The organism is Streptomyces sp. NPDC002619 (assembly GCF_042889305.1).
In the GTDB taxonomy this organism is placed as follows: Bacteria; Actinomycetota; Actinomycetes; order Streptomycetales; family Streptomycetaceae; genus Streptomyces.
The window spans coordinates 1-19,151 of record NZ_JBIAQV010000044.1 but is presented as its reverse complement, the minus strand read 5'-3'; the positions used below and the strand labels follow the sequence as shown (position 1 = coordinate 19,151).

Annotated in this window: 17 protein-coding genes and 8 pseudogenes; 13 read left to right on the top strand and 12 right to left on the bottom strand. The window is 67.6% G+C overall.

Features of this window, described 5'->3' with window-relative positions:
- Nucleotides 1-54 precede the first annotated feature (54 nt).
- From ACFYXB_RS37685 to ACFYXB_RS37670, 4 genes are read left to right on the top strand one after another with little or no spacing between them, the layout of a single operon-like run.
- Complete coding sequence (locus tag ACFYXB_RS37685; protein WP_389589503.1) at nt 55-471, top strand: Zn-ribbon domain-containing OB-fold protein; 417 nt, start codon at nt 55-57, stop codon at nt 469-471.
- Nucleotides 468-1,652, top strand: a complete 1,185-nt coding sequence (locus tag ACFYXB_RS37680) for a thiolase family protein (protein WP_389589502.1) — start codon at nt 468-470, stop codon at nt 1,650-1,652. The genes ACFYXB_RS37685 and ACFYXB_RS37680 overlap by 4 nt, the downstream gene beginning before the upstream one ends.
- Before the next feature lie 23 nt (nt 1,653-1,675).
- A complete protein-coding gene (locus ACFYXB_RS37675) occupies nt 1,676-2,422 on the top strand; it encodes a tyrosine-protein phosphatase (protein WP_389589501.1) in 747 nt (248 codons plus the stop codon).
- Between the two features lie 60 nt (nt 2,423-2,482).
- Entirely contained in the window at nt 2,483-3,631 is a 1,149-nt protein-coding gene (locus ACFYXB_RS37670) for a thiolase family protein (RefSeq protein WP_389589500.1), read from the top strand.
- A 38-nt stretch (nt 3,632-3,669) separates the two neighbouring features.
- Here ACFYXB_RS37670 and ACFYXB_RS37665 read toward each other — a convergent pair.
- Nucleotides 3,670-4,032: pseudogene (locus ACFYXB_RS37665) on the bottom strand (CHAT domain-containing protein); the annotation flags it as partial.
- Between ACFYXB_RS37665 and ACFYXB_RS37660 the strand changes: the two are divergent.
- On the top strand, nt 3,994-4,140 hold the full coding sequence (locus ACFYXB_RS37660) for a hypothetical protein (RefSeq protein WP_389589529.1): 147 nt from the start codon (nt 3,994-3,996) through the stop codon (nt 4,138-4,140). The pseudogene ACFYXB_RS37665 and the gene ACFYXB_RS37660 sit on opposite strands and share 39 nt — an antisense overlap.
- On the opposite strand, the gene ACFYXB_RS37655 is transcribed toward ACFYXB_RS37660, so the two are convergent.
- Entirely contained in the window at nt 4,125-4,478 is a 354-nt protein-coding gene (locus tag ACFYXB_RS37655; protein WP_351361117.1) for an antibiotic biosynthesis monooxygenase family protein, read from the bottom strand. The two genes, ACFYXB_RS37660 and ACFYXB_RS37655, sit on opposite strands and share 16 nt — an antisense overlap.
- 239 nt (nt 4,479-4,717) lie before the next feature.
- Here ACFYXB_RS37655 and ACFYXB_RS37650 point away from each other — a divergent pair.
- A pseudogene (locus tag ACFYXB_RS37650) lies at nt 4,718-4,898 on the top strand (acetyl-CoA C-acetyltransferase); the annotation flags it as partial.
- Between the two features lie 96 nt (nt 4,899-4,994).
- On the opposite strand, the gene ACFYXB_RS37645 reads toward ACFYXB_RS37650, so the two are convergent.
- The 4 genes and pseudogenes from ACFYXB_RS37645 to ACFYXB_RS37630 all read right to left on the bottom strand — a co-directional run bounded on the left by ACFYXB_RS37645 (nt 4,995) and on the right by ACFYXB_RS37630 (nt 9,955).
- Nucleotides 4,995-6,014: an LLM class flavin-dependent oxidoreductase gene (locus ACFYXB_RS37645; RefSeq protein WP_389589499.1), complete on the bottom strand. Its 1,020-nt coding sequence runs from the start codon at nt 6,012-6,014 to the stop codon at nt 4,995-4,997.
- On the bottom strand, nt 6,007-7,167 hold the full coding sequence (locus tag ACFYXB_RS37640) for an MsnO8 family LLM class oxidoreductase (RefSeq protein WP_389589498.1): 1,161 nt from the start codon (nt 7,165-7,167) through the stop codon (nt 6,007-6,009). Before ACFYXB_RS37640 ends, ACFYXB_RS37645 begins: the two co-directional genes overlap by 8 nt.
- Nucleotides 7,160-7,312: pseudogene (locus tag ACFYXB_RS37635) on the bottom strand (DNA primase); the annotation flags it as partial. The gene ACFYXB_RS37640 and the pseudogene ACFYXB_RS37635, both read right to left, overlap by 8 nt.
- 21 nt (nt 7,313-7,333) lie before the next feature.
- Nucleotides 7,334-9,955, bottom strand: coding sequence for an FUSC family protein (locus ACFYXB_RS37630; RefSeq protein ID WP_389589497.1), 2,622 nt, complete (start codon nt 9,953-9,955; stop codon nt 7,334-7,336).
- Between the two features lie 884 nt (nt 9,956-10,839).
- On the opposite strand from ACFYXB_RS37630, the pseudogene ACFYXB_RS37625 reads away from it, so the two are divergent.
- Nucleotides 10,840-10,969: pseudogene (locus tag ACFYXB_RS37625) on the top strand (IS5/IS1182 family transposase); the annotation flags it as partial.
- 10 nt (nt 10,970-10,979) lie between these two features.
- On the opposite strand, the gene ACFYXB_RS37620 reads toward ACFYXB_RS37625, so the two are convergent.
- Genes ACFYXB_RS37620 through ACFYXB_RS37610 form a run of 3 tightly spaced genes read right to left on the bottom strand, consistent with a single transcriptional unit; the run spans nt 10,980 to nt 12,659 of the window.
- Nucleotides 10,980-11,231: a hypothetical protein gene (locus ACFYXB_RS37620; RefSeq protein ID WP_389589496.1), complete on the bottom strand. Its 252-nt coding sequence runs from the start codon at nt 11,229-11,231 to the stop codon at nt 10,980-10,982.
- A complete protein-coding gene (locus ACFYXB_RS37615; protein ID WP_389589495.1) occupies nt 11,228-11,650 on the bottom strand; it encodes a hypothetical protein in 423 nt (140 codons plus the stop codon). Before ACFYXB_RS37615 ends, ACFYXB_RS37620 begins: the two co-directional genes overlap by 4 nt.
- 43 nt (nt 11,651-11,693) lie before the next feature.
- Nucleotides 11,694-12,659 carry a quinone oxidoreductase family protein gene (locus ACFYXB_RS37610; RefSeq protein WP_389589494.1) on the bottom strand — a complete coding sequence of 322 codons (966 nt, stop codon included), beginning with the start codon at nt 12,657-12,659 and terminating at the stop codon, nt 11,694-11,696.
- A gap of 208 nt (nt 12,660-12,867) precedes the next feature.
- Between ACFYXB_RS37610 and ACFYXB_RS37605 the strand changes: the two genes are divergently transcribed.
- Nucleotides 12,868-13,311, top strand: a complete 444-nt coding sequence (locus ACFYXB_RS37605; RefSeq protein WP_389589493.1) for a MarR family winged helix-turn-helix transcriptional regulator — start codon at nt 12,868-12,870, stop codon at nt 13,309-13,311.
- A 314-nt stretch (nt 13,312-13,625) separates the two neighbouring features.
- Here ACFYXB_RS37605 and ACFYXB_RS37600 read toward each other — a convergent pair.
- Nucleotides 13,626-13,760, bottom strand: a pseudogene (locus ACFYXB_RS37600) (hypothetical protein); the annotation flags it as partial.
- A 28-nt stretch (nt 13,761-13,788) separates the two neighbouring features.
- Nucleotides 13,789-13,965, bottom strand: a pseudogene (locus ACFYXB_RS37595) (transposase); the annotation flags it as partial.
- Nucleotides 13,966-13,983: 18 nt separating this feature from the next.
- Here ACFYXB_RS37595 and ACFYXB_RS37590 point away from each other — a divergent pair.
- From ACFYXB_RS37590 to ACFYXB_RS37570, 5 genes and pseudogenes are all read left to right on the top strand, one after another.
- Nucleotides 13,984-14,265 (top strand): cupin domain-containing protein, encoded by a 282-nt coding sequence (locus ACFYXB_RS37590; protein ID WP_389589492.1) that lies wholly within the window; start codon nt 13,984-13,986, stop codon nt 14,263-14,265.
- A 35-nt stretch (nt 14,266-14,300) separates the two neighbouring features.
- On the top strand, nt 14,301-14,525 hold the full coding sequence (locus ACFYXB_RS37585) for a hypothetical protein (RefSeq protein ID WP_389589491.1): 225 nt from the start codon (nt 14,301-14,303) through the stop codon (nt 14,523-14,525).
- A gap of 246 nt (nt 14,526-14,771) precedes the next feature.
- Nucleotides 14,772-15,398: a TetR/AcrR family transcriptional regulator gene (locus ACFYXB_RS37580; protein WP_389589490.1), complete on the top strand. Its 627-nt coding sequence runs from the start codon at nt 14,772-14,774 to the stop codon at nt 15,396-15,398.
- Between the two features lie 118 nt (nt 15,399-15,516).
- Nucleotides 15,517-16,271 (top strand): annotated as a pseudogene (locus ACFYXB_RS37575) (MFS transporter); the annotation flags it as partial.
- A gap of 360 nt (nt 16,272-16,631) precedes the next feature.
- Nucleotides 16,632-17,601: pseudogene (locus ACFYXB_RS37570) on the top strand (IS5 family transposase); the annotation flags it as partial.
- A gap of 58 nt (nt 17,602-17,659) precedes the next feature.
- Here the strand turns inward: ACFYXB_RS37570 and ACFYXB_RS37565 are convergent.
- A complete protein-coding gene (locus tag ACFYXB_RS37565) occupies nt 17,660-18,427 on the bottom strand; it encodes an alpha/beta hydrolase (RefSeq protein WP_389589489.1) in 768 nt (255 codons plus the stop codon).
- Between the last annotated feature and the right edge of the window lie 724 nt (nt 18,428-19,151).

The following is a 19,151-nucleotide window of genomic DNA, read 5'->3' as shown; positions in this document are numbered from 1 at the left end:
GCACCCGCTCCTGACCAGGCAGCTCCACCCGTCGACACGTCATTCTGGGCGTCCATGGACGACGTCGCGGAATTGGGCGTCAGGCCCGCGATCACGCCAGAGTGCAAGCCCTACTGGGACGCTGCCGAAAAGGGCACGCTCCTTGTGGAACGCTGTCAGGACTGCGGACTTCACCTCTTCCCGCCGCGCGGCATCTGCAGGCGTTGCCTGAGCAGGAGCACGACATGGGTCGAGGTGGAGCCACCCGCGGTTCTGCACGCGTACACGGTCAACCATCAGGCGTGGGTTCCAGGAATCAAGCCCTATCTGATCGGACTTGCCGAGCTGCCGGAACACGACGGCGTCCGGCTCGTCGGTCTGATGCACGGCTTCGAGGACGAGCCGAAGATCGGTGACCCGCTCACGTTCGGCTTCGCCCGCTCCAAGGCCGGGATCCACCGGCTGTACTTCAGTCGGTGGGATCGCCCGTGACCACCTCAACTCTACGCAAACCAGTGATCTCCGGCGTGGGCCAGTCGGCTGTCGGTCGGCGGCTCGGCAGGTCGGCCTACCAGCTCTCGCTCGACGCGATCCTGGAGGCGATCGCCGACGCCGGGCTGACACCCGCCGAGATCGACGGGCTCGCGACCTACCCCGGAAACGCCGTCCCGCTCAACCCAGGCTTCAACGGCCCGGATCTCTACGAGATCCAGGACGGGCTCGGTCTGCAACTCAACTGGCACCTCGCAACGTCCCAGGGACCCGCGCAGTTCATGTCCGTCGCGGCCGCGGCCAATGCTGTCGCGGCCGGCCTCTGCCGGCACGCGGTCGTCTTCCGGACCACCACGGAGGCCAGCGCGCAAGGCGCCGGCGGCCGTCGCGGTCTGGGAGACTCCCCCTTCGAAATCGAGGGAGTGCTGTCGTGGCTGCTGGCCTCAGGAGCGGTTTCGGCTGCCAACTGGGCCGCTTTCTACACGCAGCGGCACATGTTCGAGTACGGGACGACCAAGGAACAGCTGGGCGCCATCGCCGTGGTTGAGCGTGCCTATGCCCAGTTGAACCCGAACGCGGTCCTGCGGGCGCCGATGTCCTTGGACGACTACCTCCAGAGCCGGACCATCTCGTCACCACTGTCGTTGTTCGACTGCGACATTCCGGTCGACGGATCGATGGCACTCGTCGTTTCAGCACCGGAGACGGTTCCAGACCTCGACCACCACGCCACCATCGAAGCAATCGGTACGGCGATGCGTCACCGGCCTTACTGGGAACACTGGCCCGACCTGACCACCATGGCACCGCACGACGCGGCGGCCCATATGTGGAGCCAGACCGATCTCCGGCCGGGCGATGTCGACGTGGCGCAGATCTACGACGCGTTCAGCCCCTTTGTGTTGTTCTGGCTGGAAGCCATGGGCTTCTGCGGCGTCGGGGAGAGCGGACCGTTCGTGGGCGACGGGAGCCGCATCGGCCCGGGCGGCGAACTCCCGACCAACACCTGGGGTGGACAGCTGTCGGGCGGACGACTTCACGGTTGGGGCTTCCTCGTCGAGAGCCTCCAACAACTTTGGGGCCGGGCTGCCGATCGCCAGGTTCCTGGTGCGGAGGTCGTGGCGGTCGGGGTCGGCGGCGGTGCTTCGGCCTGCTCAATGCTGCTCACCACCGGCCACTGATGAGGACGGCAGGAAACGGGGGCGTGGCACGCACGAGATGGATCGACTGCACGGGCATCGACAACATCCGTGACCTCGGAGGACTTCCCGTCCAGGGGGGACGGGTCACGCGGCGTGGGGTGCTCTACCGGGCGAGCACCCTGCAAGATGCGAGTCCCGCGGATGCCGACCTGTTGGTCGGCTACCTGGGGATCCGAACCTTGATCGACTTGCGTCGGCCAGGAGAGGCGCGGCGGGAAGGCTTGGGGCACGTCGCGTCGACGGCCGTCACCTATGTCAACCTGCCGGTGGGTGACCCCCATCACTCGGTCAGCGAACTCGTACCGGACGGCCGCCGGGTCGATCTCGCAAGCATCTACTCCCAGTTCCTGGCCGAGAGCGCTGACTCGCTCGTGGCGGCAGTGCGCATCGCCGCCGTCTCCCGGCGTCGGCCCACCCTCTTCCACTGCGCTGCAGGAAAAGACAGAACCGGCGTGCTCGCCAGCCTCATCCTCGATGCGGTCGGCGTGCCCATGGACGCCATCGCTGACGACTATGCGTTGACAAGTTCCCGCATGGAACGCATTCGTGCGCGATTGGCGGGTCTTGAGTCCTACCAGCACATCCCTGCCGTCGACCCCGACTTTTTTCGAGCCGACGCGGTCACCATGGAGACCTTCCTGCACGCATTGCACGAGGAGCATGGTGGCGCCGCGGCCTGGTTGCGCTCTCAGGGCCTGTCCACCGAGGAATTGGCCAGACTTCGCCACGTCCTGGTTGCGACGGCATGACAGTCGCGGACGACGCAGCGAACAACCCCACGACGCTGCAACGAGCATCGGAGGTAGCTTGTGAACGAGCCAGTGATAGTTCAGGCGCTGAGAACTCCCCTGGGGAAGCGCAACGGTGCCCTGGCTTCGATCCACCCAGCAGATCTGTCCGCCGTCGTGCTGCGCGCGCTCGTCGATACCACAGGCATCGACCCGGGAATTGTGGACGACGTGGTGTGGGGGTGTGTGAGCCAGACCGGGGAGCAGACCTTCAACATCGCACGCACTGCTGTGCTGTCGGCCGGTTGGCCGGAGTCCGTGCCCGGCGTCACGGTCGATCGACAGTGCGGGTCATCACAACAAGCAGTGCACTTCGCGATTGCCGGCGTCGCGGCCGGCCACTACGACGTGGTAGTGGCCGGAGGAGTCGAGTCGATGTCACGGATCCCGATGTTCTCGGCTGTCTCGGACGACAGTTTTCCCCTCGGCCACGCCTACGCGGAGCGCTACGGCTCGGCCTTCCCAAGCCAGGGCCTGGGCGCAGAGGCCATCGCTGCCGAGCTGCGCATCTCCAGGGGCGAACTCGACGAGTTCAGCCTCGAGTCACACCGACGGGCGACCGCCGCATGGGACACCGGGCGGTTCGCAAAGCAGGTGGTTCCAGTGGTCCTGCCGGACGGATCGGTGCTGGCCACCGATGAGGGCATGCGGCGAGACACGACACTGGCCGCTCTGGAGAAACTCTCCCCCGCCTTCGTGGACCATGGAGTGGTCACCGCAGGAAATGCGTCACAGATCAGCGACGGCGCCGCCGGACTCCTCATCATGTCCCGGGAACGGGCCCGACAACTGGGCCTGACACCACTGGCCCGCGTGGCCCACGTGGCACTCGCCGGAACCGCGCCCATGCCCATGCTTGAAGCTCCGGTCCCAGCCACACACAAAGTGCTCGCCAAGTCGGGGCTAAGAATCGAAGATGTGGGGGCAGCCGAGGTCAACGAAGCCTTCGCGGCCGTACCTCTCGCCTGGCAGCGTGAGTTCCAGATACCTGAAACAAGCCTCAACCCCCTCGGCGGTGCGATCGCGCTCGGTCACCCGCTGGGCGCAAGCGGCGCAAGAATCATGACCACCTTGGTGCACCACCTACGTGACACCCAGGCCAGGTGGGGCCTACAGACCATGTGCGAAGCCGGCGGCCTGGCCAACGCCACACTCCTCGAGGCCCTGTGAAGATCCACGTGGGACGTCCCTCGAAGTACAGTCCGGAGTAGGGCGACGCGGGCGTCACGCAACGCCTCGGCCAGGGGACGGCCTGCGGCCAGGCCTTCGTGCAGGGCCAGTATCAGCGGCACCACGGCGGCGTAGTTGACCGGCGCGCTGCTGGCCACCATGCCCGCCGTGCCCAGTGGCAGCAGCGCGGTGGCCAGGCCGAGGAGTTCGTCCGCGCCGACCGAGGCGAGGCGTACGGTGTCGCCGCCGGAGAGGATGATCCGGTACGGGCTGCGGTCCAGGCGTTCGAAGTCGTGGGCGATGAGCGGGCTGTCGGCCATCTGCAGTGAGGAGAACAGGGGGCTGTCGGCCCGGAACGTGCCGTGCGCGGCGATGTGGGCCAGCGCGGCGCCGTCGAGTTGATCACCGGCGAACTGCACGCCCGCTACGTCCCGATCTCGAAGGGGAACCAGCCGCTGGCACGCGCTGCCGCCCAGGCCCTACTCAGGGTCGCCTACCGGGCGATCTGACGGAATCGCTCGTAGGCGACGCTGCCGGCTGCGGCGCCGAAGGTGTCCCAGTACTTCTGGCTCATCTTGCCGAGCACAGTGAGGGAGAGCATTTCGGTTGATGCCTGGCGGTCGGCCTGGCCTTCCGCAATGACCTCCATGTGCCTCCACATAGCGGCCTCGTTCTCGAAGCGCTCGTGTTGGTAGTAGGTGCCGTCGTCGCCCTGGAAGATCTCGTATTCCAGGACGTAGGGCTCCGCCTCGATCACCGGCAGCATCTTGTCCAGGTATGCCTGGAAGCGCTCCTCCATACCGGGCTTGATCCGGTAGGTGAACAGCGCGTCGATCTTTTCACTCATGACATGCCCCTTGGGGTGGACTTATTGACCTGTCGTGTCAGTTTCGATTCGTCAGCGAGGCTTGGTCGCTGACCGGCCCGGCAGTTTGCCCGTAATGCCCCCTACTCCTCTGCCGGTGGAGGGCGGGTCGTCCCGTGACGCTGCGGTTGCGCCGGGTTCCACGGGCCCGGAGAGTGCGGGTTGCTTTGCTTCCTGGCCCTCGTCGTGGCAGGAGCCCGGCCGTCAGGGGGCGGCGGGAAGCTCCTGAATCGAGCCTGAACCCCCTCGGCGGTGCGATCGCACTCGGTCACCCGCTGGGCGCAAGCGGCGCAAGGATCATGACCACCTTGGTGCATCACCTACGTGACACCCAGGCCAGGTGGGGCCTTCAGACCATGCGAAGCCGGCGGCCTGGCCAACGCCACACTCCTCGAGGCCCTGGGAATCACCAGCATGGTGATCGCACCGCGCACGGCATCAAGAGCGGTTGGTGCCGGCCCGTCGGTCGGCGGACGCTCCTCAGGCCCCGACCCCGGCTTACGCCGGGTTCCCCGTCAGACACGCATCCGCTGTCAACTCGTATGACCTCAGCCTGTTCTCGTACCCGTGCATGATGGTAGCGATCATGATCTCGTTGGCTCCCGTGCGCTTGGCCAGATCTTCCAACCCCGCCTTGACGGTGGTCGGCGAACCGACGACGTGGTGGGAGAGAACCTCCGAGACGTAGTCGTCCTGCCCGGGGGCCCACGGCCCGTCCGGTGTGGCTTCGATCTCTTCCGGTGACAGCAGCGGACCCGGCTCTCCGGACATGGCCCGCACCATGCTGATGCAGGCGGCGTTGTGGTACCGCTGGGCGAGTTCGTCGGTTTCCATGCAGATGGCGCCCACCGAGACGATCGCGTACGGCTCCTCCAGGGTCTCCGACGGGCGGAACGCCTGGTGGTACGTCTCGATCGCCTGCACGCTGTTCGAGCCCATGAAGTGCCCGCCGTGCGCGAAGGGAAGGCCAAGCGATCCGGCCAACTGCGCGCTGTAGGAGCCCGATCCGAGCAGCCATATCGCGGGCATGTTGCCCCTGCCCGGGGTGGCGATGATCGAGCTGTAGGGATGACCGTCGGGGAAATTGCCCTGGAAGAACGCCATCAGCTCGGCGAACGATTGCCCGAATTCCTTGCGGTCCGACTGCAGCGCGTGGCTTGTGATCTGGTCTGCCCCGGACGACCGACCCAGGCCGAGGTCGATCCGGCCGGGGTGCAGCACCTCGAGCAGGCCCATCTGCTCGACGGTCGACAATGGCGAGTAGTTGGACAGCATCAGACCACCGGTGCCGACCCGGAGGGTTGAGGTCTGGGCGGCGACGTGTGCGGCCAGAACCGCCGGTGTGGAGCTGGCCAGCCACGGCATGCTGTGGTGCTCGGCCACCCAGTAGCGCTCGTAGCCGGTCCGTTCGGCGAACTGGGCCAGCTTCGTGGAGTGCCAGAACGCGTCACCAAGAGGGGAACCGGACGACACCGGCGTGTGGTCGAGGATGGACAGGCGAAGACGTCCGTCAGACATGAGCGGTACCTCCCGTGGTGGTGCTGATCGACTCCTGGCGGTTGCCCCGCAGTTCGAAGGATTCCGCCAGCAGGCGGTACGACGTCAGCCGATCTTCCGGCTGGGCGATGAGGTCTTGGATGATCACTTCGTCGGCTTCCACCTCGGCTGCCATGGACTGGAGAATGTCGCGCAAACGGTCGGGCGCGGCGGCGATGTTCATCGGCCACCGGCCCGGGGTGTAGTGGTAGGGCTGCGGCAGGCCGCCGAGCTGATCAAGGGCATCAGCGGTGGTGGGCACCCCGTTGGGCGCCAGCCTGCCTGTCGCCGCGAGCCGGCGGACGACCTCTCCGCCCGCATCGGCGCGCAGCGCGTCTTCCTCGGTTTCGCCGCACACGACGCTCACGCCCAGGATCGAATACGGGCTCTGCAACCCCGTGCTGAACGGCGACGGCTGGAACTCCTTGCGATAGGTCGCCATGGCGGTGTGCGCCGCGCCGGGGTTCAGGTTTGCCGCGAACGCGTACCGCAGGCCCAGGCGAGCGGCGACGACCGCACTGGCGGGGCTGGAGCCGAGGATCCATGTCTCCGGCCGACCGGCGACGCCGTCGAAGAACGGCACCTGCGCGAACGGGTGACCGTCTTCGAAGCCGTCGAACCAGTGCAGTAGTTCGACGACCTTGTCGTCGTAGGGCTCGGGCGTGGCGACCGCCTGACGGGAACTTTGCAGCGCGAAGTCGAGCAGCGGACCGGCCGTGGCCCGGCCGAGACCGAGGTCGATCCGCCCCGGGAACATGGCGTTCAACTGGACGAACGTCTCGGCGACCCGGTACGGGCTGCGCTGGTTGAACAGCATGGCACCAGAGCCCACCCGCAGGTTGCTCGTCCGTGACGCGATGGCCGCGATGGCGATCTCCGGTGAGGTGCTGGCGTTGGACGGCACCCCGTGCAGTTCGGCCATCCAGTACCGCGAATAGCCGAGCTGATCAGCCTGCGCGGCCAAGTCCAAAGTGAGCTTGTACGCCTCGGCGGCCGTCGAGCCGGCAAGGACCGGCGACGTGTCGACAATGGAAATCTTCATCGGATACACCTCCATCTGTTGCGAACGTCGCTGTTCGATGTGTTCACTACCGACAAAATACTTGAAGTCTTCATGTATATCCTGACTGGGCAACGCCGAACACTGGTGATCCGGCGCCTGATTCGGTGTGGCTGCGCACCATGGCCAGGCCTCGTTCCAGGCCGGTGCGCACGTGCGTCATGGTGCGTCGGCATCCGGTAGCCACGGTCTGGTCCCAGGCGGCACGCTCGGGCGACGACCGTCGCTACCGACGCGTCGATCAGCGGGCGGGTTCGAGTGCGATGTCATGGCTGATTTCTCGGCCGACCCGGTCCACGAGCAGGAATTCGGCATGCGGGGCGTGCTGTGAGGCGGAAGCGATCAGGGTGTATCCGCCCGGGGGCAGCCCGGTGATCTGGTAGAGGCCGTTCTCCGCCCTGGCCTGCGTCCAGCGCTTGTCCCGGTCGGCCACCACGGTGATCCACGCCTCGCAGCCGTCGGGGTGCAGCGGGCAGCGCAGCGTGCCGCTGACGGTGGCCGTGGCGTGGTTTGGGGAAAGGCTCGGCGTGGCGGTGGCTCGCCGGCCGGCTGGTGCGTCGGCTCTCCCGGCGGGATGGGACGGGCCGGCGACCCATCCGGGTCGAGGGCGGACATGCCCGTGTGCGGCCACCGCGACGTCCGGGATCGCCAGCCCGCGCATCAGAGCCAGCTCGGTGAGCACACCCTCGATGTCCTCGAGCTCAGAGCGCAGGCTACCGGTGACCGGCGTCTGCCGTTCGAAACGCGCCGGTTCCAGCGCAGCGGCGGCGGAAGGGGCGGGCGGGCTGACCTCTTGACCGTCCAAGTTGTCCGCCACAGCCCGGGCGGCCGATGCCGCCCGGTGGGTGATTCCGGCGAGTTCCGTCAGGTCGTTTCCGCGGTGCGCCAGCACCGAACTGTCGTGCACGATGGTGCGACCGAGTTCGTGCGACAGATCCACCAGTCGCAGCGTCTCCGGGCATCGGCGGTTGGCGGTGCCGAGGAGCGTCCTGACCAGCGGGCGGATCGTCGCGGTCGCGGCGTGGAAACTGGCGTCGAGGGCGCGGGTGTCGGTCCGCGCGCTGTGCCCGGTGGTCGGGCTGTCGGGCGCGAGAAGACCGTCGAGTACCTGCGCCAGCGCACGCAGATAGCCGGCCAGCCCGACCTGGGCCGCGTGTGTCGTGCGCAGCGGCAGAACGGCCAGCCCGACGACGATCGCGCACGCCGCCCCCAGAGCGGTCTCCTCAACACGCGTGGCCAGCAGCGAGGAAGTCAGTTCGCCGGCCTGTGAGTAGAACTGCGCGACACCCAGGGTGGCCGCGCCGACGACGAGGGCGTAGTTGATCCTGCCGAAGTACGACATCAAGAACGCCGCCAGGACGACCACGGCTATCGATGCCACCGGCTGCGTCCCGGTCAGTCGGGCAAGCCCGTCACCGGCTACCACGCCGACCAACGTGCCGAGGACGCGAAACACGGACTTGCGCAACTGTTCGCGGTCACTGGCGGAACCGAGGAACGTCACGTATACCGAGACGACGGCCCACAGCAGATGCGACGGACTGAGCAAATCGCCGAAAAGGATCGCCAAACTGAGCGCGATGGCCAGCTGCAGCGAGACGCGGGTGCTCACGGTCAGCGAGATCCGGTCCACCCGTGCTGTGCCCTGTTTGGACGATGCCATCGCGTTCACGATCCCCGAACCCGGCAGCCAACCGCCGATCAGGTGCACCGCGGGACGAGGTTCCTGCTGCACATGAGGGTCCGCGTCGGTGCTGCTGATGGCGGACACCAGCGCGCGGGCCGCCTCGTGGTAGCGCTCGGCGATCTCTCCGGCACCCCCGACCGCACTGACTGCGCCGATACCGCCGTCTTCGCGGCTCCCGGAGCGCGGCACGGAGTCGGCTGGCTGGTAGCGCTGGAAACGGAAGGCGACCTTTTCGAGAGCGGCGAGATCGAACTCACGCGCGGCGGTGACGACCGCTCGGGCGTCAGCCCGTGCCTCACCACTCAGTTGGCGGTGAGCATGTCGTTGCGCGAGCCGCGCCAGGGTGACCACGGCGCGCTCGTGTTCGAACAGTGAGCGGCGTCGGTCCTTGGCCGCCGTGTCGTTGTCGTCGGTCGGCGCGGTGGCCAACTGAGTGTCGAGCACCAGCGCGGTCTCATTGAGACGCACGACCAGTCGCCGCAGCCGTCGCGCGAGCCGATGATCGGCGGGGGTGTGCACGGGAGCGTCCATCAACGCGCCGGTCACAGTAAGAACACGACGGGCACGGGCGCGGTAGGAACGCTGCATTCGCGCCGTCGCATGAGCGTAGCCCGGCAACAACGCCAAACCGACGATGAAGGTCGCCGTGCCGGCCACACCGATGATGGCCCCGGGCCACCCGAGCTGGTCGCGGCTGATCTGACCGCCGGCGAGGAAGCCGACCAGATAGCCGACGTGGATCGGGAACCCGGTCGCGAACGCACGTGCCCCGTAGCGTCGGAACCAGGCGCCAACGGCCGGAACGACGACCAGCAGAACCAGACCAACGAACCGATGGGGATGTACGACTATCGCCAGGGACAGGCCCGCCCACATGCCGAGACAGGCGATCAGCGACGTCACCGCACGCGCACGCACGGTTCGCTCACCCACGACAAAAGACGCCGTCAGCGCAACCGACGCGCCAAGTATCAACACAAGCAGCGGGGCCAAATGATTGATGACCCCAGCCCCTGGGACCGATGCGGCCACTTCGAACATGTGGAAGTTGGCATCGAGCAGCGCGGAGGCCCCGATCGCCGCCAGAACAGCGATCGCCCCGTTCGCCGCCGTCCTAACGCGCTCACCACCCGGGTCGGACCCGAGATAACGATCGACGACGTCGATCATCGCCATGGCCGACCTACCAAAGTCAGCGGATGCACGTGGTTCTCCTCATGATGGTCAATCGTGATCGGGAGTGGCTCGCCGTCGCTTACATGTCGGATGCTCACGTTGCTGAGCAGCCCAACAGCCTGTGGAAAGCCCGACTACCGCACCCTACATACATGAGGTATTCAAGCAAAGTGCTTGAGGTCTTCATGCATCTGGGTTGATGAACATCACAGTCGGGGGATCAAGGAATACACCCGTCCGCCACAGGTGGACGGCGACACGAGAGTTGCGGGACGCACGGACTGCGGCAGTCCTGAGGTAGCTGTTCAGCAGAGGTGACGGGCTGTTGGATCTCGCTGGCTCGTGATCGACAAGGTGTGTGTGCGGAGTCCTTGAGCGAGCCGACGCGAGAGGAGCTGCTGCTCCTGCTACCGGCGAAGGACGCCACGATCGCGGCGCTGGTGGCGCAGCAGGCGGTGCGGGTAGAGGAACTGGTCGGCCCGGTTGCGCAGTTGGGGAGCGGCAACTGGGCAAGGACTCCTCGCGCTCCTCGAAGCCGCCGTCCTCGGACGTTCCGTTCGCCAAGCCCGCACCGAAGCGGTCCGCGCAAAGGCATCCGGGGCGTGGTCCGGGCAAACAGCACGGCACCCTCGGCACGACGCTCAAGCGGGTCGAGGACCCGGACAAGACGCTCATCAGCGACCCGGACACCTGCTGCGGATGTGGCGGCTCCCTGGCGGACGCCCCAATCTTCGACGAACGCCGCCACCAGGTCTTCGATGTTCCACCACCCCCTCCTCGTCCCGAGGTGACCGAGTACCGGATCGTGTCGCGGACCTGCGTCGGCGGCTGCGGCACCAACACTGTCGGCCAGATCCCGGCGTGGGCGCGCGGCCGGGCGCAATACAGTCTCCTGGCTGACGGGCTACCGCAGACTCAACCACCGCTACGAGCAGCACCCGGGAAACTACCTGGCCTTCCTCGGACTGGCGGCTGCTCTGCTGCTACAAACGCTTCCGCAACCTCACCACGTAAGGACACGCTCCTACGAGCCCTGCTCCGCGAGCGCTACCTTCTGGCCGGCCCGTGTCGCCTCTCGGATCTGCTCCAGCATGCCGTGCCGCCGAACGGCGTGCCGAAAGTCGGGAACGCCGTCCGTGTCGGGTGCAAGCCTCCCGGTGATCTGGTCGCGCAGAAGCGCGTACTCGTGGGCAACGTTGTAGGCGGGCTCCGCGGATCGCCCGGTCCATTGCGTCAGCGACCGCTGGTAGCGGGCGGGAACGGGAAGTTCGGTCAAGGCACCGTCGCTGCCCCGGGCGCCGTACAGCCACAGCCGCCCCGACCACCACTGAGCCTGGTCGGCCTTGACGACGAGATCGTCGTCCGTCTCGTTGATCTCCCAGTGGAACCCGCGGCGCGGGACTCGCCGCCACGGAAGTGCATCGCGGCCACGGCTCCCGACTCGAGCACACCGGTCACGGCGATCTGGTCCTCGGCGCTCTTGGCCGCGACCGCCCCGCTCGTCACGTGGGTGACCTTCGGACGCAGGTTCTCGATGTGACCCGATACCTCGCGCAACTCCCCCAACACCATGGCCAGCGCGTCGACCGAGTGACCGAAGGGGATCGACAGCAGCGTGGCGCCGCTCGTGACGTCCAGCAGGTACGCATGGCTGTCGTCGTATGTGGCGCCCCAGCCCCCGCCCCACCCGAGCATGCCGGCACACGGTGGCTGGGGAGCCCGGCCATCGGCCGTCATGTCACGGAATGAGCAGCAGCTTGCCCACGGTCTCCTGGGACTCGAGGTCGCGGTGCGCCTGGGCGGCGTCCTCCAGGGAATACGTCCGGTCGATCAGGACATCGAGTGTGCCGTCGCCGATCCACTGCATCACCTGGGATGCGCGCTGCCGCCACTGGTCGGTCGACTCGTGAGGGGCGTCGCCCCGGGCGTGGACCAGGTGAACCCCGTCAGGCTGCACCCACAGGTCCAGCGGCGGAATGGGTCCCCCCGCGCGGCCGTAGTGGACGAAGACGCCCTTGAAGCGCAGCGACGAGATGCTGACGTCGAACAGGCTCTGGCCCGTGCCGTCGAACACGAAGTCCACGCCCTCACCGTTGGTGAGCTCACGGATGGCAGCACCCAGGTCCTCGGTCTCGTCACGGACCAGCACCTTCCAGGCGCCCGCCTCGGTAGCCGAGCGCGCCTTGTGGGCGCGGGAGACCGTGGCGATGACGCGCGCACCGCGGGCGGTGATCAGCTGCGTCAGCATGCGGCCGACGCCGCTGGCGGCGGAATGCACCAGCGCCACCGTGCCACTGGGAACGGGAACGGCGTCGTGGGACAGGTGGTGTGCCGTCAGCCCCTGCATCAGCCCGCCCGCGGCGGCCTCGAAGGTCACGTTGTCGGGAATCGGGACGAGGCGCTCGTGCGGAACCGCCACCATGTCGGCGTAGCTGCCCATCACATACTGCCAGGCGACCCGGTCGCCGATCTTGGCTGTGGCGTCCGCGCCGACGGCGGTGACCACCCCGGCACCGTCGGCCCCCAGACGTGCCGGCAGTTCGACACCCTTCATCACGCCGCGACGCATGTAGCTGTCCATGAGGTTGATGCCGGCGGCCTTGACCTCGACGAGCACCTCGCCCGGGGACAGCTCGGGGACGGGCCGCTCCTCGACGCGAAGGACGTCGGGTGACCCGAAACTGGGAAGAGAAATGACGCGCATGACAGGTACTCCTCGTTCAGATGGCGACGCGATGTGCCGCGGGCCTGCGAGACTGCAGGCTACATACATGAAGACCTCACGCAAAATGGCCTGGATATACATGATTCCTTCATGTAACCCCGCAGGGGTGGAACCGCCCTTCTGCGCCTTCCGGCACCCGGTTACCATGGTCGTTCGACCAGCAAGGGGATGTGAGGACGGCCAACCCATGGAAACCAGGCAGCCACGGGACACCGGCGCCCAGCTAGCGGCCGTCCAGCAACTGATGCGGCTGCTCGTCGCAACCTACGCACACGAGATGGACTCACGGGCCGGCGAACTCGGCCTCACCCGGACCCAGGCCATCCTTCTCGGAACCGCCACCCAGCCCGGTTCCATCCGTGAACTGGCCCAGAGCATGGGCTGCGACCCGTCCAACCTCACGGGCGTGGTGCAGCGACTGCGCGAACGCGACCTCATCGCTGTCGAACCCGACCCCGACGACCTTCGCGCCAAGCGCATCTCACTCACCACCGCGGGCGTCGATACCGTCAACCAGCTCAACGAGGGCACCGCCCGGCTCCTCACCGCGATCAGCACGGCCACTCCCACCCAGCTGACCACCTTCGAAAAGCTGCTCCGACGCGTGCTCGACCAACAGCCGGGTGAGTGATCGCCTCCTGCCTGACCGGCATACTGATCCCGCCGAATCCCTGACGCCGCGTGCTCGCTATACAGGCACGCGACGGCGGAGTCGATCCACTCCCGGCCTGCCCACTCGGGGTGCCGCTCGATCAGCACCGCTCGGACCTCCTCGACGATCGTCTCCTGGCTCATCGCCGAGTCACGGTGCGCCCAGGTCTCATCGCGCAGCTCCCGCAGGTAGCCGAGCACGTCCTCGAGCACCTGCGTTCCGCCGATGCCGCCGTGGCCAGGGACCACGGTCCGCGGTTTGGGCGCCGCCGGCCGGGCCATGACCTCGATCCAGCCCAGACGGCTCACGTCGGTGTCGTGCGGCGGGAACCAGGGGAAGACCGCGAACTGTCCGGTCTCGGCCAGGTCGCCGGTGAACAGCACATCAGCGTCGGGCACCGTGATCACCTGGTCACCCTTGGAGGGCATCTGATCTAGGCAGATCGCCCCGTATGCCCTAGTAGCTGCCTCGCCAGGTGGGTGCGGTCTCGTCCGTTATGCACCTGGCGAGGTTGTCGATCGAGGCGATGTGAATCATGGCTTCGGAGCTGGCGGGAAGGGTCTCGTAATCGCGGGCCAGGCGTCGGCGCAGCATAAGCCAGCCGAGACTGCGCTCTACTACCCAACGCCCTTTAAACTGACCGTGGCCGAGGTGTCGATCGCTCGGGGCGATTCGACGACCGCGCATCTGCACAAGATCATCGAGGAGATCTACGTCATCATGCGCGGCGTCGGGCGGATGCGGCTGAACGACGACGCGCGCGAGGTGCGTCCCGGCGACTTCGTCGTGATCAAACCCGGGACGGTGCATGAGATCAGCAACGAGCACGACGAGCCGCTGGTGTTCGTCGCCACGTGCGCGCCCCGCGCGGACCGCGCCGATTTCTACGCGCCCGACGGGACCCCGCTCAACCACGAGCTCACCCCGTCCTGACCAACGCCAGGTTCTCGACCCATTGAAGGTAAGCGGTGCCCGAACGGCACGGTCCCAACGCGGTAGCCGGTCCGGTGTCCCGGCGATTCGAGGGAAAGGTCGCACTGGTCGCCGGCGGCGGCCGCACGCCGCCCGAAGCCGGCGACGGGATCGGCGTCGGCGCGGCGACGAGCATGCTCCTCGCCCGTGAGGGCTGCCGGGCCGCGGTGCAACGCGGCATCGCCGCAGCCCACCGCCAGGCAGTTGGAGCGCACCCATGACTGATACCCAGACCCCGCGAATCTCCGTCCTCGACCACAGCCCGGTCTCCAGCGGAGCCCCGCTCACAGCCGCGCTCCAGCATTCGACGGCGCTCGCCCGGCTGGCCGAGGAGCGCGGGTACTTCCGCTACTGGGTGGCGGAGCACCACGGGCGGCCCTGGATGGCCCTCAGATCGCGCGGCACCGTCGGACCGTCAGGCACAATACCCGGCACCACGCCGGCACCGTGTGAGTGGAGGAACTGTCATGGCCCAGGCCGCCGACAAGCAGCGCGCGGACGCGACGCGTAACCGTGAACGCATCATGGTCGCCGCCCGCGGAGTCCTCCTGGAGTACGGCCCCGACGCACCCCTCGACGAGGTCGCCCGCCGTGCGGGCGTCGGCAACGCGACGGTCTACCGGCACTTCGCCGACCGCCACGATCTCGTGAGCCAGGTGGCGCACTCGGTGATGAGCCGGATCGCGTACCGCGCCGAACGGATGCTCGCCGAGGAATCCGACCCCTTCGAGGCGCTGCGCACCTTTGTGCACGAAGCCGCCGAGGAGCGGGTGGGGGCGCTGTCTCCCATGTTCTCCGCGACCTTCGCGCAGGGCGATCCGCGGCTGGAGGAGGGCCGCCTCCGCCTGCATGGCGCCGTCGCGAATCTGATGGACGCCGCCCGGCGGTCCGGACGGCTGCGCGACGACATCGACGTCGGCGATCTGATGGTGGCCGTCAGCCAGCTCACCCGGCCGCTGCCGGGGACGCACTGCGACATGGACCGTTTCGTCCATCGGCACCTGCAGTTGTTCGTCGACGGCCTGGAGGCGCCGGCACGTTCGGCGCTGCCCGGATCGTCCGTGACGCTCGAAGACCTTCGGGGGCGGGACTGAGCCTCCGCCGGCGGCCGCACAACGTGGCCGGCCGACCGGTGATTCATTAGCCGACCATTCATCCGTTATGGACTGTAAGTCCCCTTCGTCTTCTCTGACTTCATGAGTCGCGCCTGTGTCGTTCCTGTTCGTCGAGTCCCGCGTGAAGGCCCCGCTGCTGCCGCTGCGCGTGGTGACCGACCGCAACCGCGCGGCGTCTACCTCTCGCTCGGCCTGGCCATCATCTCGATGTACGGCCCGTTCCTCTTCCTGACCTACTACCTGCAGGTCGTCCAGGGCTTCTCCGCCCTGAAGAGCGGCTTCGCCTTCCTTCCGATGATCGCGGGCATGATCACCGGTTCGACGCAGATCGGTGCGCGTCTGATCACCCGCGTCCGTCCGCGCCTGCTGATGACCTCGGGCTACCTGGTGGCGGCGCTCGGAATGCTGATACTGACCCAGCTCAAGGTCGACAGCTCCTACGCGGGCCTCGTCCTGCCGGCGCAGATCCTGCTCGGCCACGGCATGGGTACGGCGTTCACGCCGGCCATGAGCCTGGCCACGTACGGTGTGCAGCCGAGTGACGCGGGTGTCGCCTCCGCCATGGTCAACACCTCGCCGCAGGTCGGTGGCGCCATCGGCACCGCGCTGCTCAACACCATCGCCGCCAGCGCCACCACCGCCTGGGGAGCCGCGCACACCGCGGAGGCCCGCACGCTCGGCAAGCAGGGCTTCATCAACGCCGCTGCCGTGCACGGCTACTTCACCGCGATCTGGTGGACGGTCGGCATCCTGGTCGTGTCGGCGGCGATCGCCTTCACCTTCATCACCACCGACGGTGTGGTGGCCCCGTCGTCCCGGGCCTACTCAGCGATGAAGCCGGGCAGTCGATGAGTCCGCCGCGCGCCAGGACCTGGGGCCGGATCGGCCGGACCCCGGTCGTGCGGGTGCGGGACCGGGGCTCCGGGAGGGTGTCGATGACTGGGATGACCTGCTACAAGCCGGGTGAGCGCTCAAGGTTGATCTACGCGATCCGTGAATACCGGGGCCGCAAGGACGAAGCGAACGGCTTCGGCTGGCGGGACCTCCGCGACCTGATCGTCCGGGGCCCGTATCCAGCTCGGTGGCCCGATCGTGTTGGTGTCGGACAACGTCCGCCTCCATGTAACGAGGACCGCTAGGGCCTGTCCGGAGTCGTGATCAATACGGTCTGTTTCGGACCCGACGGTCACGCCGAGCTGGTAGAACCCTCCGGTGACGCGACGTGAACTGAGCGATGATGAGTGGGAACTGATAGAGCCGTTCCTGCCGATCGGACGGTACGGCCCTTTCCTGCAGCACCTGCGCGCCCAGTTCGAGGGCGTTATCTGGCGGTTCCGCACTGGCGGCCAATGGCGAGAGATGCCCGAAGAGTTCGGGGCCTGGCAGACGGTCTACGACCGCTTTACCCAGTGGCGCAACGTCGGCATGTTCGCCGCGATGATGGAGGGGATGATCGCCCGGGCCGCGCGGCGCGGCCAGGCCCACATGTCCCTGGTCAGCGTGGACTCCGCGGTCCGCGCCCATCACGACGCGGCCGGGATGGTGGTGGAACCGGAGGTCCTAGCGGCGCTGGAAGAGGCCGCACCGCAGGAAAAGGGGCCGCGGAAACCGGGCAAATCGCCCCGGCGACCGTCGACTCGCTGGTCAGGGAGTCCGAGCGGGCCCAGCGCCGACGGCTGCGTCGGCGCCGCCGGGCCCGGCTCAAGGCAGCGGCGCTGGGTCGCTCACGCGGTGGGCTGACCAGCAAGGTCCACCTCGCGGCAGACCGGCGCTGGCGTTCGTGCTCACGCCCGGGCAGGCCGCCGACAGCCCGCGGTTCGTCGCGGTGTTGGAGGAGGTCAAGGTACGCGGACCCGTGGGCCGTCCTCGCACCCGACCGGACGCGGTAGCTGCCGATAAGGCGTACTCCTCGCGGGCGAACCGCGCCTACCTGCGCAGACGCGGGATCAAGGCGGTCATCCCGGAGAAGGCGGATCAGGCCGCGAACCGCAAGAAGCGCGGCAGGGACGGCGGTCGACCAGTGGCCCATGACGCTGAGCAGTACAAGGAGCGCAACACGGTGGAACGCTGCATCAACAAGATCCGGGCATGGCGGGGCCTGGCCACGCGCTACGACAAGACGCCTGCGAGCTACATGGCGGGGCTCCAACTACGCGGATCCATCATCTGGATACGCAGCCTCAACCCGGGGCCGCGGTCGCGGCGCCCGGCTCGCAAGCCGGACGCCACGACCGCTCAGGTCAGGCCGACGCGGTGACCGCTCCGCCGAGGTGCCGGGCGAAGAACCGGACCGCGCTGTCAACCTCGAACCGAGGCAGCTCCTTGTGCTTGCCCGAGTTCACGTGCAACGACTTCTCCTTCGAGGCGAAGGCGTCGAACAGCGCGAGACCCTCCTCGCGCGAGATGTGCTCGTCGTCCCACTGCATGTCGAACTCGATCGGGATGGTGATCTGCTTCGCCTTCTCGGCCAGGACATCGGGCCAGTGCTGACCGAAGACCGCGGCGGTGATCCTGGGTTCGATCGCCACGAACGGTACGCCGATCGCGGTGCCCATGTTGATGCCCCAGAAGCCGACCAGCCCGTCGGTGCCGATCTCCGGGAGTTCCTGGAGGGCATCCAGGGTCGCCTGGTACTCGGGCACGGCGAGCTCCGCCAAGTGGTCGTTGTAGCGCACGACGATCGGGCCTTCCGGCTCGCCCGCCGCCCTCGCCCGGAACAGCGCGGCGATTTCCGCCTCGTCGTGCACCGTGCGCGGCCGGTCGCCGTGACCGGGCGCGTCGATGACGGCGACGTGGAAGCCGCAGCCGGTCACGAGGCGCTGGGCGCGGCCGGACATCGCCGGGTGCTTCTTGTGGTTGCCGCCGCCGTGGGCCATCAGGATCAGGGGCGCGCGATCGGCCGCATTGGAGGCCGGCGACCAGAGGATGCCGGGGATGCCGCCCATGGTGAAGTCGCGTTCGAGCATGCCGTTCGACGACGACTCGGCGGTGAACTGCAGAGAGTGCATAGGTGTTGCCTTTCGGGAGTGCCTTGTTGTCGAGGCGCTCCCGGCGAGACCTACGTCAATCGCCAGCCGTGACGGCAAGGGGGAGCACCCACATGGATACAGCGTTCATGGGTCTCACCTCCTCGGGCGGTGTCACGGTCGACTGAAAACTATCAGAACGATCATCATCCCTCCAACCCTTTTCCCCGCCATGTGATCACAACTCCAGACAGGCCCTGACGCAATGAGCCGAGTTGGCGGTGGGTGATGAGGCAGCAGGCGAGTTGACCCACTCGACCAGGGCGTGCGGCAGGTCGAGTGCGGCTCGATAGGGCCCAACGAGGCTCCGGCGCCAGTGGGTTGAGACTTCGCACTCCTCCCGCAACGGCGCGGGAGCGTTGCGCGTTGCGGGCACCGATGCCGTCACCCGATCAGTGGCCACGCTGAAAGAGCTCATTGTGAGAGGCCACGATTCACTCCCATGACTCATACCGCCTGGACAAGCAACCAGCGCCCCCATGCCGGCGCGTTTACCCGAGCGGGTGGCCGTCGGTCCTCGACATGCGCTGGCGATAGCCCCGCGGAGCGGGGCATGTGCTGGGCCGCGCTGGCATGGCGGGTGAGCTGGGCCCGGTGCCCCACAGGTACGAGGGCCTTCCCCCGTGAAGGTGGGCACGCGGTTATTGATCACGCGGCGAGCGTGAGTTTAGCGGTGTGGTGTCGGTGTTCGTATTCGTTGGGGCTG

What these genes read in the sequence shown, in the direction of transcription:
- ACFYXB_RS37685 (WP_389589503.1), top strand. Translation starts at nt 55, where the DNA reads ATGGACGACGTCGCGGAATTGGGCGTCAGGCCCGCGATCACGCCAGAG.
- ACFYXB_RS37655 (WP_351361117.1), bottom strand. Translation starts at nt 4,478, where the DNA reads ATGAGTGAAAAGATCGACGCGCTGTTCACCTACCGGATCAAGCCCGGT.
- ACFYXB_RS37645 (WP_389589499.1), bottom strand. Translation starts at nt 6,014, where the DNA reads ATGTCTGACGGACGTCTTCGCCTGTCCATCCTCGACCACACGCCGGTG.
- ACFYXB_RS37630 (WP_389589497.1), bottom strand. Translation starts at nt 9,955, where the DNA reads ATGGCGATGATCGACGTCGTCGATCGTTATCTCGGGTCCGACCCGGGT.
- ACFYXB_RS37615 (WP_389589495.1), bottom strand. Translation starts at nt 11,650, where the DNA reads ATGCTCGGGTGGGGCGGGGGCTGGGGCGCCACATACGACGACAGCCAT.
- ACFYXB_RS37610 (WP_389589494.1), bottom strand. Translation starts at nt 12,659, where the DNA reads ATGCGCGTCATTTCTCTTCCCAGTTTCGGGTCACCCGACGTCCTTCGC.
- ACFYXB_RS37605 (WP_389589493.1), top strand. Translation starts at nt 12,868, where the DNA reads ATGGAAACCAGGCAGCCACGGGACACCGGCGCCCAGCTAGCGGCCGTC.
- ACFYXB_RS37580 (WP_389589490.1), top strand. Translation starts at nt 14,772, where the DNA reads ATGGCCCAGGCCGCCGACAAGCAGCGCGCGGACGCGACGCGTAACCGT.
- ACFYXB_RS37565 (WP_389589489.1), bottom strand. Translation starts at nt 18,427, where the DNA reads ATGCACTCTCTGCAGTTCACCGCCGAGTCGTCGTCGAACGGCATGCTC.